Consider the following 15,392-nt stretch of genomic DNA (forward strand, 5'->3'; position numbering starts at 1 on the left):
CATGGACGTAAAGACACGTCTCTCGAAACTCGAAGCCGATGCGGCCAAGCGCATCCTGATCCTCGACGGCGCGATGGGTACGATGATCCAGACCTGGTCGCTCACGGAGGAAGATTTCCGTGGGCAGAGGTTTGCCGGCTGGGCCTCGCCGTTGCGCGGGAACAATGACCTGCTGAACCTGACGCGGCCGGACATCATTGCGGCGATTCACGCGCAGTACTTTGAGGCGGGCGCCGATTTCGTCGAGACAAACACGTTTAGTGCGACAACCATCGCGATGGCGGATTACCGGATGGAGGCCCTCGCCGACGAGATCGCCGCAGAAGGCGCCCGGGTCGCGCGCGAGGTGGCGGACAAGCTGGAAGCACGCGACGGCAAGCCGCGCGGCGTGCTCGGTGCCATCGGACCGACAAACAAGACGTTGTCGCTGTCGCCGAAAGTAAGCGATCCAGGCTACCGGGACGTAACGTTCGACCAGGTCCGGGACGCATACTACGCGCAGGCCAGGGCGATGGCGCCGCACATCGACATGTTCCTGATCGAGACGGTTTTCGACACGCTGAACGCCAAGGCGGCGATCAAGGCGGTGATTGACCTTCGCGAGAAAGAAGGCGTTGACCTGCCGGTCATCTTGTCAGGTACGATCACGGATGCATCGGGCAGGACCCTCAGTGGCCAGACGGCCGAAGCTTTCTGGAACTCCGTACGCCATGCGCGCCCTTGGGCTATAGGGCTCAACTGTGCACTTGGCGCAGATCTGATGCGCCAGCACATCGCCGCGATTTCGCGCGTTGCGGACACGCGCGTGATTGCCTATCCGAATGCCGGCCTGCCGAACGCTTTCGGCGCCTATGACGAGACGCCGGACCAGACGGCCGCGCATCTTGGCGAATGGGCAAACAGTGGCCTCGTCAACGTGCTCGGCGGCTGCTGTGGTACGACGCCGGCGCACATCTCGGCAATTGCTGGCGCAGCCAAGGGCAAGGCCCCGCGCAAGGTCCCGGCGCTGAAACCGGCGCTGCGCTTGTCGGGACTCGAGCCGTTTGAAGTGGCGTCGTGATGGGCGATGCAGTCCGTAACGGCGACTTGTTTGTATTCTATGGCCTCCTGAAGCAAGGGGCCGCGGGCCAGCCGGCGGGGTTGAACCTGGCGGGCGCAGGTGAGTTTGGCGGGCCCTGCCGGTTTCGTGGACGGATGGTTGATCTGGGCGGGTTTCCGGGCGTCGTGGCAGGCGATGAACTTTGTCACGGTATTCGCTGGCGTGTGCGGGACGTCTCAATCGTGCCGGAGATGGATAAGTTCGAGGACGTGACTGACGATCCGGAAACGTCGCTGTACCTGCGCGTGATGCTTCCGCTTCTAGACGATGTCGGCGCGGCGACGGGCGAGACAGCATGGATCTATTGGTACAACCGGTCCGTGGACGGATGTGATCCGGTCACGAACGGAAACTGGCCGCTGGATGCGGGAAAGACAAGAAAATGACCAAGGCCTCCTCCCAGAGCTTCATAAATATCGGCGAGCGCACCAATGTGACAGGCTCGGCTGTGTTCCGTAAGATGATTACCGATGGCCGATACGGCGAGGCTGTCGAAGTAGCACGCCAGCAGGTCGACAGCGGGGCGCAGGTAATCGACGTCAATATGGACGAAGGGATGCTAGACGGCGTCCACGCCATGACGACGTTCCTGAACTTGATTGCGGCGGAGCCGGACATCGCGCGGGTGCCGGTGATGATCGATTCCTCCAAGTGGGAAGTGATCGAGGCGGGCCTGAAGTGTGTGCAGGGCAAGGGCATCGTCAATTCGATCTCGATGAAGGAAGGCGAGGCGAAGTTTGTCGAGCAGGCGCGGGCATGTCTCTCCTATGGCGCGGCGGTGGTCGTGATGGCGTTTGACGAGGTGGGGCAGGCGGATACGGCAGCGCGCAAGATAGAGATTTGCCAGAGGGCGTTCCGTATCCTGACGGAAGAGGTCGGCTTCGCTGCTCAGGACATCATCTTCGACCCAAACATCTTCGCTATTGCGACCGGCATCGAGGAACACAACTCCTACGCGCTGGATTTCATCGAAGCGGCGAAGGTGATCCGCGAGACCTGCCCGGGCTGTCACATCTCCGGTGGGCTGTCGAACGTCTCGTTCAGCTTCCGCGGAAACGAGCCAGTGCGCCGGGCGATGCACTCAGTGTTCCTCTACTACGCTATTCCGGCAGGCATGGACATGGGAATCGTCAATGCCGGCCAGCTCGATATCTATGACGATATCGAGCCGGAACTGCGCGAGCGCGTGGAGGACGTGATACTCAATCGCCGGGCGGATGCGACGGATCGGTTGATCGAATATGCCGAGCGCTTCAAGGGCCAGAAGGGCAAGGCGCAGGAGAAGGACCTCTCCTGGCGCGAGGCGCCAGTGCAGAAGCGGATCGAGCATGCGCTGATTCACGGCATCTCAGAATACATCAATCAGGACACCGAAGAGGCGCGCCTTGCGGCGGAGCGGCCTCTGCACGTGATCGAAGGGCCGCTGATGGACGGTATGAATGTCGTCGGCGACCTGTTCGGATCCGGCAAGATGTTCCTTCCGCAGGTGGTGAAGTCTGCACGTGTAATGAAGCAGGCCGTGGCTTGGCTCGAACCCTTCATGGAAGAAGAGAAGCTGCGCCTCGGCACGACCACACAGTCGAACGGCAAGGTGCTGATGGCGACCGTAAAGGGCGATGTGCACGATATTGGCAAGAATATTGTCGGCGTGGTTCTGGCTTGCAACGGCTATGACATCATCGACCTTGGCGTCATGGTTCCGGCAGACAAGATCCTCGACACGGCGGTAAAGGAGAAGGTCGACATCATTGGCCTGTCCGGCCTGATCACGCCGAGCCTAGACGAGATGGTGTATGTGGCAAGCGAGATGCAGAGACGCGGCATGACACAGCCGCTTCTGATCGGCGGAGCGACGACCAGCCCGGCCCATACGGCCGTGAAGATTGATCCCGTCATCCGCTCGGCGCCGGTGATCCATGTGCTGGATGCGAGCCGCGCGGTAGGCGTTGTCTCGACGCTGCTCAACGAGGCGGAAAAGCCCGCGCTGGTTGCGCAGACCCGGGCCCGGTACGAGCGGATGCGCGAGGCGCGCAAAGATGGTCCGCCCAAGGAACGGTTACCGCTGGCTGAGGCCCGCAGCGCGGCCTTCCGTCCAGACTGGAAAAACTATGCCGCGCCGAAGCCCACGTTCACGGGCGCTCGGAGCTTCACCGATATCGATCTCGCCACGCTGGCCCGGTACATTGACTGGACGCCGTACTTCTCGGCTTGGGATCTGGCGGGCAAGTTCCCGTTGATCCTCGAGGATGACAAGGTAGGCGAGGCGGCACGCGGCTTGTGGCGCGATACCGAGGGAATGTTGCAGCAGTTGATCGGCGAGGCCTGGTTCAGACCGAAGGCGGTGATCGGTTTCTGGGCGGCCAATGCGGTGGGTGACGACATCCGACTGGAGACGGGCGACACGTTCTTCACGCTGCGCCAGCAGATGAAGAAAGATAACGAGCGGGCAAACTATGCGCTGTCCGATTTCGTCGCGCCAGAGGGCGAGGACTGGATTGGCGGATTCGTTGTGACGGCCGGCGCGGAAGCGGATGCCATTGCGGAAGACTTCAAGGCAAGGGGCGACGATTACTCCTCGATCATGTGCAAGGCGCTGGCCGACCGGTTCGCCGAGGCGATGGCTGAGTATATGCACGAACGTGTCCGCAAGGAGCTTTGGGCCTATGCGCCGGAAGAGGCGCTGACGACCGACGAGCTGATCGGTGAGAAGTATCGAGGCATCCGCCCGGCTCCGGGTTACCCGTCGCAGCCGGAGCACACGGAAAAGGCGACTCTGTTCCGGTTGCTGGACGCAGAGAAGCATATCGGCGTGTCGCTGACCTCCAGCTATGCGATGAGCCCCGCTGCGTCCGTGTCCGGATTATACCTCGCACATCCGGACGCGATCTACTTCGCGCTGGGCCGGATCGAGCGCGACCAGGTCGAGGATTATGCCCGTCGCAAGGGCTGGGACACGAAGACTGCGGAGCGCTGGCTGGCGCCGGTGCTGAACTATGATCCCTTCGTGCTGGTGGGAGCGTAGGGCTTGCGGCTGCACGCTGTCACTCTCGTGGTTCCGGATTATGATGAAGGCATCGCGTTCTTTGTCGGCAAGCTTGGGTTCGACCTGATCGAAGATTCGCTGCGCGGCGAGGGCAAGCGTTGGGTGATGGTGGCGCCCCGGGGCGCCGAGACGCGGCTGTTGCTTGCGGAAGGCCGGGGTGAGCGCCAGCGCGCGGCCATCGGCAACCAGACCGGCGGACGTGTCGGCTTCTTTCTGGAGACGGACGACTTCGCCCGCGACCATGCGGCCTTTATCGCAAAGGGCGTCTCGTTCACGGAGGCGCCGCGCGCGGAGCCCTATGGCAGGGTCGCCGTGTTCCGCGATGATTTCGGAAACCTGTGGGACCTGATCGAGTACGCGGCCTGAAGGCTGGCAATATTGTGCCCTGCCGGTGTTCCTTTATTCTCCACGAAGACAGGTGGAAGCGAGAGGTGTACGCGTGGATGAGATGGGGTTGTTTAGATATGCGCTGCCCGCCCTTGCCGGAGCGCTTGGCGTAGTTTTCCTTCACTGGATAACCGGGAGACCGAGACCCGGGATTGGTCGTTGCCAGGCGTCAATCTGGGTGACCGGCATCTGCCTTGTCGGGGGCGCCCTTTTCAGCGCCGGGCTGGTTGCCGTTCTGACCCAGGCAGATTCCACGGATGGCGTGAATGACGGCCCGTGGTTGCCTTTCATTCTGGGGGGCTTCAGTGCGTTGCTGCTCTGGGGCGCCGCTGACGCCCTGTTCCGCCGCATGGAATGGGATGAGCGGAAGGTCCTGTTCAGGAAATTGTTTAGTGCGCCCCGCACGGCGCAATGGTCCGAGATTGCGACAGTGCATTATCGTCCGTTCACCCAGACTTTCCGCATCGGACTGGCAGATGGCACCGGATTCGTGATTTCGGAGATGGTGACCGGCCTGCGCGAGTTTCTGGCGGACGTCGAACGTTACGCACCGGCCGCTCGCCCGGGCGGGAGCTGACGCTGCTTAGCCAAAGCCGCTAGCGGCCTTGGACCGAGTCGCTATAAGCCTCGGCCATGACAGCCTTGTCATCTGGGAGACAGTAATGGCCAAAGCCCGCCTGCGCAGCGAGAACGCGAAAATCGTGGCGACCCTTGGGCCGCGCAGCCGCACGCTGAAGGAGATCCGCGCTCTGGCGGAAGCGGGCGCGGATGTGTTCCGGCTGAACTTCTCCCATGGCAGCCACGAGGATCACCGCGCGACACTGGAGACGGTGCGCAAAGTGGAGGCGCTGGTGGGGCGGCCACTGGCGGCGCTCGCAGACCTGCAGGGGCCAAAAGTCCGCGTCGGGAGCTTTCCTGGCGGCGAGATGAAGGTGGCCTGGCGCGGAGAATATGTGCTGGTCGCGGCGGAGCAGACGGACGCCTCCGAGACGATCCCGGTGCCGCACAAGGCGATCATCGACCAGCTGGAAGTCGGCGACACGATCCTTGTCGATGACGGCAAGCTGATCTTTACGGTGACCGCTGCCGGCAAGGCGCCGAAGGTGCGGGCTGATGTGCCAGGCAAGATTTCCGACAAGAAGGGCTTCACCGTGCGCGGAAAGGCGCTGCCGGTGAAGGCTCTTACGGTCAAGGACAAGGCTGACCTTGAGTTCGCGCTGTCCATCGGTGTGGACCTTGTCGCGCTGTCCTTTGTGCAGTCCGTGGCAGACATTGCGATGACCAAGGCGATCATCAACGGGCGCGCGCCGCTGATCGCGAAGCTGGAGAAGCCGGCGGCGCTGGGCGAGTTGCGTGAGATCATCCATGCCTCGGACGGTGTGATGGTTGCGCGCGGCGATCTCGGCGTTGAATATCCGCCGGAGGAAGTGCCGGTGATCCAGCGGCGCATCATCCGCGCGGCGCGCGCGGCCGGGCGGCCGGTGATCGTGGCGACGCAGATGCTGGAATCGATGATCGAGAATTCGGCGCCGACGCGGGCTGAGGCGTCCGATGTGGCGACCGCGATCTATCAGGGTGCCGATGCCGTGATGCTATCGGCGGAGACGGCGGTGGGCCGCCATCCGGCAACGGCGGTGGCGATCATGTCACGCATCATCCGGGCGACCGAGAAAGCTGACGATTATCGCCGGTCGATGCTGCAGTTCGACGGCGACGAGACGGCGAACACGGCCATCGATGTTGTGGCGCAGACCTCGCTGGCGATGGCGGCGGCAGAGGGCGCAACGGCACTGGCGCTGCGGACCGGCGCGTTCGAGCGGCTTGCACGTTTTTCACGGGTGCGCGGGGCGACGCCAATCCTTTATGGATCGATCGAGGAACAGCGCGTGCGCCAGGCCTGCCTGCTCTGGGGCGTCCATCCGCACCTGCTCGATGCGGGGGTCGAGAACTGGTACCGTACTCTGATGAAGGCGGCGGGCCTCGAAGGCCGGGTCGCTTATGCGCGCTGGGCGGGCGACGACGCGCGGTTCGCGTGGGAGATCGGGGTTGGCAAGGGCCTCGATGGCAAGCCGATCACTGGCGTATGATCATCTGCCCCTGGCGGACTTCATAGGAATTGAGTTCGCCAAGGAACGTCATGCCGAGCAGGGACTGTTCCAGCTCGGTGCGCAGGATAACAGCGTTGACGTTTTCCACCTTGACCTTGCCGATGCGGATGCTGTCGAGCGTGACATGGGCTCCGTAGGTGATGCCGCCGGCTGTGCGGATCTCGGAATCGAAATTCAGCTCTTCAGGTTTGAGGCCGAGCCGCTGGGCGTCGAAATAGGTGAGGGCCACAATGCTGGCGCCCGTGTCGACCATGAACTTGACCTGCGTGCCGCTGACATCGGCGCGGGCCCAGAAGTGGCCGTCATTCTCGCGGTCAATAAAGGCCGCCCGGGAGCCGGCGACGGGCAGGGGTTCCGGCGTGGCAACGGCGACGGTGACTGCGGCCTCGGCGGGCAGTGCCGCTTGTTCCTGCAAGCGCGGGGCGACGACGAAGGCGATAACCATGGCGATCACCACGGACGCAAACATGACCAGAAAAAGGTTTCGCAGGGCCATCGGTCAACGCTTTCCGAGACGTTCGAGGTGGGCGATCCGGTCGGGCAGGCTGGCAATCACTGCATCGCGGCCATCGGCGCCCATCTGAACCCAGCGTCCGATCTCCGGCAGCGTGCGGCCGCAGCCGAGGCAATACCCCGTCTGGCCGTCTACGGCGCAAACCTTGATACAAGGGGTCTTTATCGGCTCAATTGGCATGGCTATAGCAAATACCGGATGGGAGATTCCGGCAAGTCTCTCACAAACCGCGTAATAAATCCTTGCCGGACAGGTCCGTGAATCTTTGATATTTGGAAGTTTGCGCTCATCCTTGGCGCATGGAGTACCCAGTCTTGAGCGAACCTGCCGCCCAGAAATCCCCGCTCGCCGACGTCCGGGACCTGATTCTCAAGCCGGTCGAGGCAGATGCTGCGTCCGGCCGGAAGGTGCGCGAGGCGCTGGCCGGGATGGGCCGGGAGGGGGACTTCGGACGGCTGGGCGAGGCAGCCGAGTGGCTGGCGAGCTGGCAGCGGCGGTTTCCGCCGCGCATCGAAAAGCCGACGCTGGCCATCTTTGCCGGATCGCACGGCATCGTGGATTCCGGCGTGTCGCTGTCGAGCAACTCCGATACGCGCGCCCATATCGATGCGCTGGCCCAAGGCCGCGCGCCGCTGTCGGCGATTGCGACCCAGGCCGGGGCTACCGTGCGTGTGTTCGAGCTGGCGCTGGATAAGCCGACGCCGAGCATCGCCAAGGAAGCTGCGATGACCGAGCGCGAGTGCGCGGCAACCATCGCGTACGGATTCGAAGCGGTCGAGGACAAGCCGGACCTGCTGGCGATTGCCGTGTCCGGCGCAGGGGTCGGCACTGCAGCGGCGGCGGTGGCTTGCGCGCTCTACGGTGGGTCGCCGGACTATTGGGTGCGCCCCAGCGCTCAGACGCCGGCCAGCATTTCCGAGAAGCGCAGCGAACTCGTCAGCGCCGCCCTGCGCCTGCACCGGGGGCACCTGTCCGATCCGCTGGAAGCTCTGCGCTGCCTCGGCGGCAGGGAACTTGCTGCCTGTGTCGGCGCGATCATCGCGGCGCGTCACCAGAGCATCCCGGTGGTGCTGGACGGTTTTGCGACGACGATTGCCGCAGGCATTGTGCACGCCGTGTCGAACGTGGCTGTTAGCCACTGTCTCGCCTCCCACATCACTCAGCGTCCGGCGCATGAAGCCTCTCTCGAACGGATCGGACTCGCGCCGCTGTTGCAGCTGCAATTCCAGACAGGTGGCGGACTGGGCTCCGCGACCGCCATTGGGGTACTGAAGACCGCCTGCGCGCCCTTCATCGCCAAGCCTGCCCCCGCCTGACGCAACGTCAGTGCGGCATTCTTTACGTTTACGTGCACGTTACCTTGCCAGTGCACGGTTTTGACTGACATAGAGGTGCCAAGAGGCACCCTGAGCCACCGGAGGAAATACGGACATGAACCTCGATTTTACGCCTGAAGAGACAGCCTTCCGTGATGAAGTGCGCGCGTTCATCCGCGACAATTATCCGAAAGAGCTCACGAATATGGGCGCCCGCGAAGACCTTACGCGTGACCAGTTCCTTGCCTGGCACAAGATCCTCGGCAAGAAGGGCTGGTCGACGGTCGCCTGGCCCAAGAAATACGGCGGCACCGGTTGGACCTCGACCCAGCGGTATATCTGGTCGGAAGAGAACGCCCGCGTTGACGCGCTGATGCCATTGCCTTTCGGCGTCTCGATGGTCGGCCCTGTTATCTACACCTTCGGCAGCGAAGAGCAGAAAGAGCGCCACCTTCCGGGTATCCGCTCCGGTGATGTCTGGTGGGCCCAGGGCTATTCGGAGCCGGGCGCCGGCTCTGACCTCGCGAGCTTAAAGACGACCGCCGTGCGCGACGGCGACCACTATGTGATCAACGGTCAGAAGACCTGGACCACGCTTGCCCAACACGCTGACTGGGGCTTCTTCCTTTGCCGCACAGACCCTTCGGCCAAGCAGCAGGAAGGCATCTCCTTCATCCTCGTCGACATGAAGACGCCGGGCATCGAAGTGCGCCCGATCAAGCTGATCGACGGCACGCATGAAGTGAACGAGACCTGGCTGACGGACGTGCGCGTTCCGGTCGAGAACCTCGTCGGCAAGGAGAATGAAGGCTGGACCTATGCAAAGTTCCTGCTGGCGCACGAGCGTTCGGGCATCGCCGGGGTGGCGCGCTCAAAGCGCGGCGTGGAGCGGCTGCGCGATATCGCCTCGAACGAAACCATCGACGGCACGCCGCTGATCCTGAACGGCGACTTCGCCCGCAAGATAAGCCAGCTGGAAATCGACCTGACGGCACTGGAGTTCACCGAACTTCGCACGCTGGCGTCGGAAGCGGCCGGCAAGGGCCCGGGTCCGGAAAGCTCGATCCTCAAGATCAAGGGGACCGAAATCCAGCAGCGCCTGACTGAATTGACGCTGGAAGCCGTCGGCAATTACGGCGCACCGTATGCGCGCGGCATGGAAGGACATGGCGTGAACGACCTCAATGTCGGACCGGACTATTCAAACCACGCGGCGGATACGTATTTCAACATGCGCAAGACGTCGATCTATGGCGGATCCAACGAGATCCAGCGCAACATCATTACAAAGATGATCCTCGGCCTTTAAAGGCGAGGGCAGGGAGGATTACTTATGGATTTCAACTTCACTGAAGAACAGACGATGATCCGGGACAGCCTCGCACGGCTGATCCGCGAACAATACGACTTCGATACCCGTCGCAAAGTCGTCGCCTCAAAAGAGGGCTGGCGCCCGAAGATGTGGGCCCAGTTCGCCGAACTCGGCCTGCTGGCCGCACCGTTCAGCGAAGAAGACGGCGGGCTCGGCGGCGGCCCGATCGACGCGATGGTCGTGATGGAAGAGTTCGGTAAGGGCCTCGTGGTCGAGCCGTTCCTTCAGACAGTCGTCCTCGGCGGCGGTTTTCTGAAGCGTGGCTCCGACGCCCAGAAGGCTGAACACCTCGCCCCGCTAATCGCCGGTGAGCGCGTGTTCGCCTTTGCCTATGCCGAACCAAAAGGCCGTTACAACCTCGCCGACCTCGAGACGACGGCAAAAAAAGACGGCGCCGGCTGGAAGATTTCCGGTCATAAGGCTGTGGTCGTCGGCGCGCCATGGGCAAGCCACCTGATCGTCACGGCACGGACGGCTGGAGGCCGCCGGGACACCAAGGGCATCGGCGTGTTCATCGTCGCGAAAGATGCCAAGGGCGTCACAACGCGCGACTACCCAACAGTGGATGGGCGCCGCGCTTCGGAAGTGCATTTCGACAACGTGTCGGTCGGCGCAGATGCAGTGATTGGCGATGCTGGCAATGGTCTGCCGCTGATCGAGCGCGTGACCGATGAAGCCATCGCCGCCCTCTGCGCCGAGGCCTGCGGCGCGATGAAAGTAGCCCAGAACATGACCGTCGAATACTCGCGCCAGCGCAAACAGTTCGGCACGCCGATCGGTAAATTCCAGGTGCTGCAGCACAAGATGGTCGACATGTTCATGGAGGCCGAGCAGTCGGTGTCGATGACCTACATGGCGACCCTTAAACTGGACGAGGACGATGTGACCCGCAAGAAGGCCGCTTCGGCTGCTAAGGTCCGCATCGGCCAAGCCGGCCGTTTCGTAGGTCAGAACGCCATCCAGATCCATGGCGGCATGGGCATGACGGACGAACTGGCCATCGGCCACTACTTCAAGCGCCTGACGATCATCGATTCCGAGTTCGGCAATGTTGACCACCACCTGAAGCGGTACACAGACCTTTCCGCCGTGGATGTGGCCGTCGCGGCCGAATAAGGCTCAGGCGATACAAATCGGGAGCGGGGCTGGAGCGATCCAGCCCCGCTTTTTTTTATGCTTTCGCGTCTGCCAGCATCCGGTGGATCGCGGCGATGGCGTTGTCGTGCGAGAGGCGGCTGCGGGCGTGCGTACGGGCAGCGGCAGACAGCGCTGCGCGGCGAGTGGTATCGGAAGCAAGGCTCACGATTTCTGCGACCAGCGCATCGGGACTGGAGGCGACGACGACGAGATCGTCTAGGGCATGACCGAAGCCTTCCAGCGCCAGCGGATAGGCGACGCACGGCATGCCGAGTAGTAGATACTCGGCGACCTTTATGCTGGTGCCGGTGGCAAACCTCGTTGGCGCTATGCCGATGGCCTCGGCGCCGCCGATGGATTCGAGCGAGTCGACCCGGCCGAGCACCTTGACGCCGGGCAGGCCGGCGCGTGCCAGCGTCAGCGTCTTGCCGATGGAGCCCGCGATCCAGAAATCGAGGGTGGGCGCCTTGGCGCGTACCTTCGGCCACACCTCATCGAGAAAATGGTTCAGTGCTTCAGTATTGCCCCCATGCACCGTGCCGATGAAGACGACGCGGGGCTCGCCTGTATTCTCTGTGGTCTGATAATCCGGCGCGTCCGGCGGCACCCAAGCCGTATGTGCCTTTGGCAGGTGGCGCTGCACCTTGGCGAGTTCATTGGCAGAGATGAAGAAGATCAGGTCGCAGTTCGACAGCCAACCGATCTCGGTCTCGAGGCTCGTCTCGTCAAAGTCGATCACCTGACCGCCTTCGCGGAAGCGCTCGGCGCGGTCCGACAGGAGGTCATGCATCAGGCAGGCTTGGATCGTCTTTGCCTTCAGCTTCTTGAGCGCCGGCCCCATGGAGCTGTATTCGGCAAGCGTGATAGCGGCCGGGTTGGCGTCGCAGACGCGCGCGACGATGCCGGCTTCCTGAGGACTGATCTCGCGGCCGAGATAGCTGGGGATGACGATCCTGGTGCCGAGGCGGCGCGCGGCTTCTTTCCCGACGCGCAGCGCAAATCGCGTCCAGATGCGCGGTGAGAGTGACCAGTAGCGGCTGCCGATCTTGATGGCGCCCGGCCAGATGATCGTCTTGGTCAGGTCGGCGAGGCGCGGATGCACGCTCGCCCAGGGGCGGTTGCCGAAGGACTGCCAGGGCGCAAATACGATCCGGATATCGAGCCCTGCGCGCTTCACCATGCGCAGGAAAGTTTCCAGATAGGCGGAATTGCCGGTGGCCATGTTGTCGAGCTGGCGCTGGACGAGGATGTCCATCACCGGGCGCGGCGTCTCGGTCGGGGCAGGGGAATCGGTCATGGTCCAACTTGCGGGATAGCGGAACGCCCGGCAATGCAAGTCCGTGGCCAAGAGGGCAAGGCTCAAAGACAATCCGGCGCGCCGGAATTCTACTATTCGGGGAAGTTTCGTCTGGCGCCCCGCAGGTCGGCCAGTGCGTCGAGCGCTTCTGTGCAGACGGCGCGGAGTTCCTGCCGGTCTTCGGGCTTCAGCGGAGCGTCACTGCCGCTGATCCGGATGTTGATGTAGTGCAGCGCTTCTTCGATCACGGCCAGGTGGAAGGCAGGCGCAAGGGAGCGCCTTTCGAGGCGCGCGTGTTCGGAACGGATGAGCCGAATACAATCCATGTTAGAAAAATAAACAAATTCCCTTTAAAGTAAATACGCAGCCTGCATGACTGCGGCTGCGGACGCATCCGTTGCCGGAATAGATCAGACGCCTTTGGCCCACATCGCTTCGAGATCGCGGGCCATCGTCTCGCACGTCCGGGCGACCGGATCCGGGATGCGGAAGCCGACCATGGCGGTTCCTTCGAGGGAACTGGAGTCGCCGGGTTTTACCGGCCAGCGGGCGCCGGCGATAAGGTTAGCGCCCATTTCCGCAAGGAGTTCCCCGAACTCCGCCTCGCGCCCGTCCCGGTAAAGCGGCAGCCAGAGTAGGACGATGCCGGTTGGCCAGCGCTTCAGGGCCTTCGGTGTCCAGAGGGCAAGGGCTTCAATGTCGCGCCGGGTTTCGTAGCTGGGATCGGAGAGGATCAAGAGCTGCTCGTGCCCGCGCGGGGCGAGTTTGAGCGCGCCGGCATAGCCGTCGGCCTCGCGGAGCAGGACCCGCGGGTCAGCGCCGAGATTTTCAGTCAGCGCCTTGAACTCGGCAGGGTGGCGTTCGAACAGGATAGCGCGGGCGTTCGCGGGCAGGCGGGCGAGGGCAAGCGCCGGGGAGCCTGGATAGTCCTTTTCTGTCCGTTCGCGGACGAGATCCAGCCACGGGCCGAAGCCGGCGGGGGGCTTGCCTTTTAACAGCGCTAGGATGCCGGTGTCGGCTTCGCCACCCTTACGGGCCTGCGGGCCTGTCAGGTCATATCGTCCGCGCCCGGAATGAGTTTCCACGTAGAACACGGGGCGCGGCCCCTTGGCCGCGGCCTGCAGGACAAGGTCCAGCACCGCGTGCTTCAGAACGTCGGCGCGGTTGCCCGCATGGAATCCGTGCTGGTACGACAGCATCGCTGGGCCGGACCTCTGCCGTTACTGGACGCCTAGGCTTTCCTTTCGGGCTGCCTCGAACTCGTTGCCTTCATACCAGGTCGGCCAGTCGGCCGAATTAGCGATGCCGAGGCCGACCTCGTAGAGGGCCTGGATGTCTTCCTGGAAGCCGGAGAGGTCCCAGTCGTCAGAGTATTCATCCATTGGCTTGTGATAGCGCTCGGCAGTGTAGGCCGCAGCGGCTGCCTTGCCAGCAGCGATGCCGCCTTCCAGCTTGTCCTCCCCGCCATCGGCGTAGAGCATCGGAACGCCCTTCTTGGCGAAGGAAATGTGATCCGAACGGTAGAAGTAGCCAGCCTGCGGTGTCGGATCGGGCTTGATCACGCGGCTCTGTGCGGCGAGGACGTCTTTCAAGCGGTCTTCCAGCTGCGATGCGCCATAGCCGACGACGACCATGTCCTTCGTTCGGCCGATGGGCAACGCGCCGTCCATATTGATTCCGGCAACGATCTTGTTTAGCGGCACGGTGGGCTGCTCGGCATAGTAAGCGGAACCGAGCAGGCCTGACTCTTCCAGCGTAACTGCCACGAAGAGCGCAGAGCGTTGTAGCGTCTGGGCCTTCATGGCTTCGGCAATCTCGAGAAGGGCGGCGGTGCCCGTCGCGTTATCGACGGCACCGTTGAAGATGTCGTCCTCGTAGAAGTCTTCGCCCTCTGCGCCGGTTTTCTCGCCGGTCTTTATGCCGAGGTGATCCCAGTGTGCCGTGTACAGAACATACTCGTCTGGCGTGGTGGTGCCCGGCAGGACGCCGACTACGTTGCGGCTGGACAGCGGCTCGATTGTCTGGCTGACGGCGCCGCGCACCTTCAGGCCGGCCATTGGCACCGGTGTGAATCCGCGGGCGTTTGCGGCAGCTTTCTGGGCGGCGAAGTCGAGCCCCGCCTTGGCGAACATTTGCTGGGCTGTCTCGAGTGTGATCCAGCCTTCGAGGACAGCGCGGCTGGCGCCGCCATCGGTGCGGACCAGATCAGACTGGGCGCCCGACCAGGAGCCGGTCACGACATCCCAGCCATAAGAGGCCGCGTCAGTCTCGTGGACGATCAGCGCGGCAGCGGCGCCTTGGCGGGCGGCTTCCTCGAACTTGTAGGTCCAGCGGCCGTAATAGGTCATCGCATTCCCCTTGAAGAGACTCTCGTCACCGGTGGCGTAGCCGGGATCATTGACAAGGATAACGACGGTCTTGCCGGCATAGTCCTGACCGGCATAGTCGTTCCAGCCGAACTCCGGCGCGACGACGCCGTAGCCGACGAAGACGACCTCGCCGGGTTCGAAGGCCACGCGGTCCGCGTTCTGACGCTTGGTCCAGTAGACGGCCTGCGACTTGAAGCCGAGGGAGAGGTCTTCGCCGTCCGGCCAGGTGACGATGAGTTCGGAGCTAGCCGGATCGACTGTCTGGTTCACCATCTTCACTTCCTGGAAGAAGGTGGCGTTATCGCCGCCAGGCTGCAGGCCGATGCGGGCCATTTCAGCGGCAACCCATGCCGCTGAAGCTTCACCGGCCGGTGTGCCGGGCCCGCGCCCTTCGAAGGTGTCGTCGGCGAGTGTCTTGATGCGCACGGCGAGGTCGGCGGCCGTAATCTCGGGGGCCGTGGCCTCAGGTAGGGGCAGGAGCAGTTCTTCGCCCGGAGGTGCCGTTTCAGTGGGCGCTACGGCAGCGTCGGGCGCGCAGGCGGTCAGCGAGAAGGCTGCAAAGGCGCTGAGGAAAGCGAGGTGTTTGATCACGTCAGGGTATCCTGCAAGATGCTGGCCGGGGTGCGGCCGGAATTTCAGATGGGCCGGGTCTGGCATGACCGGGCGGGAGCATCAAGCATAGGCGGGGGCCTTTTAAGGACCAGCGCCTGTGTTTCCGGACTTGTCACTGGGCGTTCAGGTGCAATTTCT

Annotated in this window: 15 protein-coding genes; 9 read left to right on the forward strand and 6 right to left on the reverse strand. The window is 63.1% G+C overall.

Translation table 11 applies throughout. The annotated features are described in order from the left end of the window. The first annotated feature begins 1 nt into the window (after window position 1). From Q0C17_RS14560 to pyk, 6 genes are all read left to right on the forward strand, one after another. On the forward strand, window positions 2-1,060 hold the full coding sequence (locus Q0C17_RS14560; RefSeq protein WP_291207823.1) for a homocysteine S-methyltransferase family protein: 1,059 nt from the start codon (window positions 2-4) through the stop codon (window positions 1,058-1,060). Continuing rightward, complete coding sequence (locus tag Q0C17_RS14565) at window positions 1,060-1,485, forward strand: gamma-glutamylcyclotransferase family protein (RefSeq protein ID WP_291207825.1); 426 nt, start codon at window positions 1,060-1,062, stop codon at window positions 1,483-1,485. The genes Q0C17_RS14560 and Q0C17_RS14565 overlap by 1 nt, the downstream gene beginning before the upstream one ends. After that, window positions 1,482-4,121: a methionine synthase gene (gene metH, locus Q0C17_RS14570; RefSeq protein ID WP_291207827.1), complete on the forward strand. Its 2,640-nt coding sequence runs from the start codon at window positions 1,482-1,484 to the stop codon at window positions 4,119-4,121. The genes Q0C17_RS14565 and metH overlap by 4 nt, the downstream gene beginning before the upstream one ends. A 3-nt stretch (window positions 4,122-4,124) precedes the next feature. Continuing rightward, window positions 4,125-4,508 carry a VOC family protein gene (locus Q0C17_RS14575; RefSeq protein WP_291207829.1) on the forward strand — a complete coding sequence of 128 codons (384 nt, stop codon included), beginning with the start codon at window positions 4,125-4,127 and terminating at the stop codon, window positions 4,506-4,508. Between the two features lie 199 nt (window positions 4,509-4,707). After that, the gene (locus Q0C17_RS14580) at window positions 4,708-5,106 is read left to right on the forward strand and encodes a hypothetical protein (protein ID WP_291207831.1); all 399 of its coding nucleotides are present in this window, start codon (window positions 4,708-4,710) and stop codon (window positions 5,104-5,106) included. An 85-nt stretch (window positions 5,107-5,191) separates the two neighbouring features. Further along, window positions 5,192-6,616 carry a pyruvate kinase gene (gene pyk / locus Q0C17_RS14585; protein WP_291207833.1) on the forward strand — a complete coding sequence of 475 codons (1,425 nt, stop codon included), beginning with the start codon at window positions 5,192-5,194 and terminating at the stop codon, window positions 6,614-6,616. Here pyk and Q0C17_RS14590 read toward each other — a convergent pair. Further along, window positions 6,603-7,133: a TIGR02281 family clan AA aspartic protease gene (locus Q0C17_RS14590; protein ID WP_291207835.1), complete on the reverse strand. Its 531-nt coding sequence runs from the start codon at window positions 7,131-7,133 to the stop codon at window positions 6,603-6,605. The two genes, pyk and Q0C17_RS14590, sit on opposite strands and share 14 nt — an antisense overlap. Before the next feature lie 3 nt (window positions 7,134-7,136). After that, complete coding sequence (locus Q0C17_RS14595; protein WP_291207837.1) at window positions 7,137-7,331, reverse strand: DUF1289 domain-containing protein; 195 nt, start codon at window positions 7,329-7,331, stop codon at window positions 7,137-7,139. Between the two features lie 134 nt (window positions 7,332-7,465). On the opposite strand from Q0C17_RS14595, the gene Q0C17_RS14600 reads away from it, so the two are divergent. The 3 genes from Q0C17_RS14600 (at window position 7,466) to Q0C17_RS14610 (ending at window position 10,955) form a co-directional block, all read left to right on the forward strand. Beyond that, complete coding sequence (locus Q0C17_RS14600) at window positions 7,466-8,467, forward strand: nicotinate-nucleotide--dimethylbenzimidazole phosphoribosyltransferase (RefSeq protein WP_291207839.1); 1,002 nt, start codon at window positions 7,466-7,468, stop codon at window positions 8,465-8,467. A 115-nt stretch (window positions 8,468-8,582) separates the two neighbouring features. Beyond that, window positions 8,583-9,776 carry an acyl-CoA dehydrogenase family protein gene (locus Q0C17_RS14605; protein WP_291207841.1) on the forward strand — a complete coding sequence of 398 codons (1,194 nt, stop codon included), beginning with the start codon at window positions 8,583-8,585 and terminating at the stop codon, window positions 9,774-9,776. Between the two features lie 24 nt (window positions 9,777-9,800). Next, on the forward strand, window positions 9,801-10,955 hold the full coding sequence (locus tag Q0C17_RS14610; RefSeq protein WP_291207843.1) for an acyl-CoA dehydrogenase family protein: 1,155 nt from the start codon (window positions 9,801-9,803) through the stop codon (window positions 10,953-10,955). 55 nt (window positions 10,956-11,010) lie between these two features. On the opposite strand, the gene Q0C17_RS14615 is transcribed toward Q0C17_RS14610, so the two are convergent. The 4 genes from Q0C17_RS14615 to Q0C17_RS14630 form a co-directional block, all read right to left on the reverse strand. Further along, window positions 11,011-12,273 (reverse strand): glycosyltransferase family 4 protein, encoded by a 1,263-nt coding sequence (locus tag Q0C17_RS14615; protein ID WP_291207845.1) that lies wholly within the window; start codon window positions 12,271-12,273, stop codon window positions 11,011-11,013. Window positions 12,274-12,365: 92 nt separating this feature from the next. Next, window positions 12,366-12,599 carry a hypothetical protein gene (locus tag Q0C17_RS14620; RefSeq protein ID WP_291207847.1) on the reverse strand — a complete coding sequence of 78 codons (234 nt, stop codon included), beginning with the start codon at window positions 12,597-12,599 and terminating at the stop codon, window positions 12,366-12,368. Between the two features lie 84 nt (window positions 12,600-12,683). Beyond that, entirely contained in the window at window positions 12,684-13,472 is a 789-nt protein-coding gene (gene rlmJ / locus Q0C17_RS14625) for a 23S rRNA (adenine(2030)-N(6))-methyltransferase RlmJ (RefSeq protein ID WP_291207849.1), read from the reverse strand. A gap of 21 nt (window positions 13,473-13,493) precedes the next feature. Next, window positions 13,494-15,233, reverse strand: a complete 1,740-nt coding sequence (locus Q0C17_RS14630; protein WP_291207851.1) for a M28 family metallopeptidase — start codon at window positions 15,231-15,233, stop codon at window positions 13,494-13,496. Window positions 15,234-15,392: the final 159 nt, after the last annotated feature.

The sequence above is a fragment of the Hyphomonas sp. genome (assembly GCF_022844445.1).
Lineage (GTDB): Bacteria > Pseudomonadota > Alphaproteobacteria > Caulobacterales > Hyphomonadaceae > Hyphomonas.

Excerpts from the sequence above, each read along its gene's own strand:
- Q0C17_RS14560 (WP_291207823.1), top strand. The coding sequence starts at position 2 with ATGGACGTAAAGACACGTCTCTCGAAACTCGAAGCCGATGCGGCCAAG.
- Q0C17_RS14565 (WP_291207825.1), top strand. The coding sequence starts at position 1,060 with ATGGGCGATGCAGTCCGTAACGGCGACTTGTTTGTATTCTATGGCCTC.
- metH (WP_291207827.1), top strand. The coding sequence starts at position 1,482 with ATGACCAAGGCCTCCTCCCAGAGCTTCATAAATATCGGCGAGCGCACC.
- pyk (WP_291207833.1), top strand. The coding sequence starts at position 5,192 with ATGGCCAAAGCCCGCCTGCGCAGCGAGAACGCGAAAATCGTGGCGACC.
- Q0C17_RS14590 (WP_291207835.1), bottom strand. The coding sequence starts at position 7,133 with ATGGCCCTGCGAAACCTTTTTCTGGTCATGTTTGCGTCCGTGGTGATC.
- Q0C17_RS14595 (WP_291207837.1), bottom strand. The coding sequence starts at position 7,331 with ATGCCAATTGAGCCGATAAAGACCCCTTGTATCAAGGTTTGCGCCGTA.
- Q0C17_RS14605 (WP_291207841.1), top strand. The coding sequence starts at position 8,583 with ATGAACCTCGATTTTACGCCTGAAGAGACAGCCTTCCGTGATGAAGTG.
- Q0C17_RS14610 (WP_291207843.1), top strand. The coding sequence starts at position 9,801 with ATGGATTTCAACTTCACTGAAGAACAGACGATGATCCGGGACAGCCTC.
- Q0C17_RS14615 (WP_291207845.1), bottom strand. The coding sequence starts at position 12,273 with ATGACCGATTCCCCTGCCCCGACCGAGACGCCGCGCCCGGTGATGGAC.
- Q0C17_RS14620 (WP_291207847.1), bottom strand. The coding sequence starts at position 12,599 with ATGGATTGTATTCGGCTCATCCGTTCCGAACACGCGCGCCTCGAAAGG.
- rlmJ (WP_291207849.1), bottom strand. The coding sequence starts at position 13,472 with ATGCTGTCGTACCAGCACGGATTCCATGCGGGCAACCGCGCCGACGTT.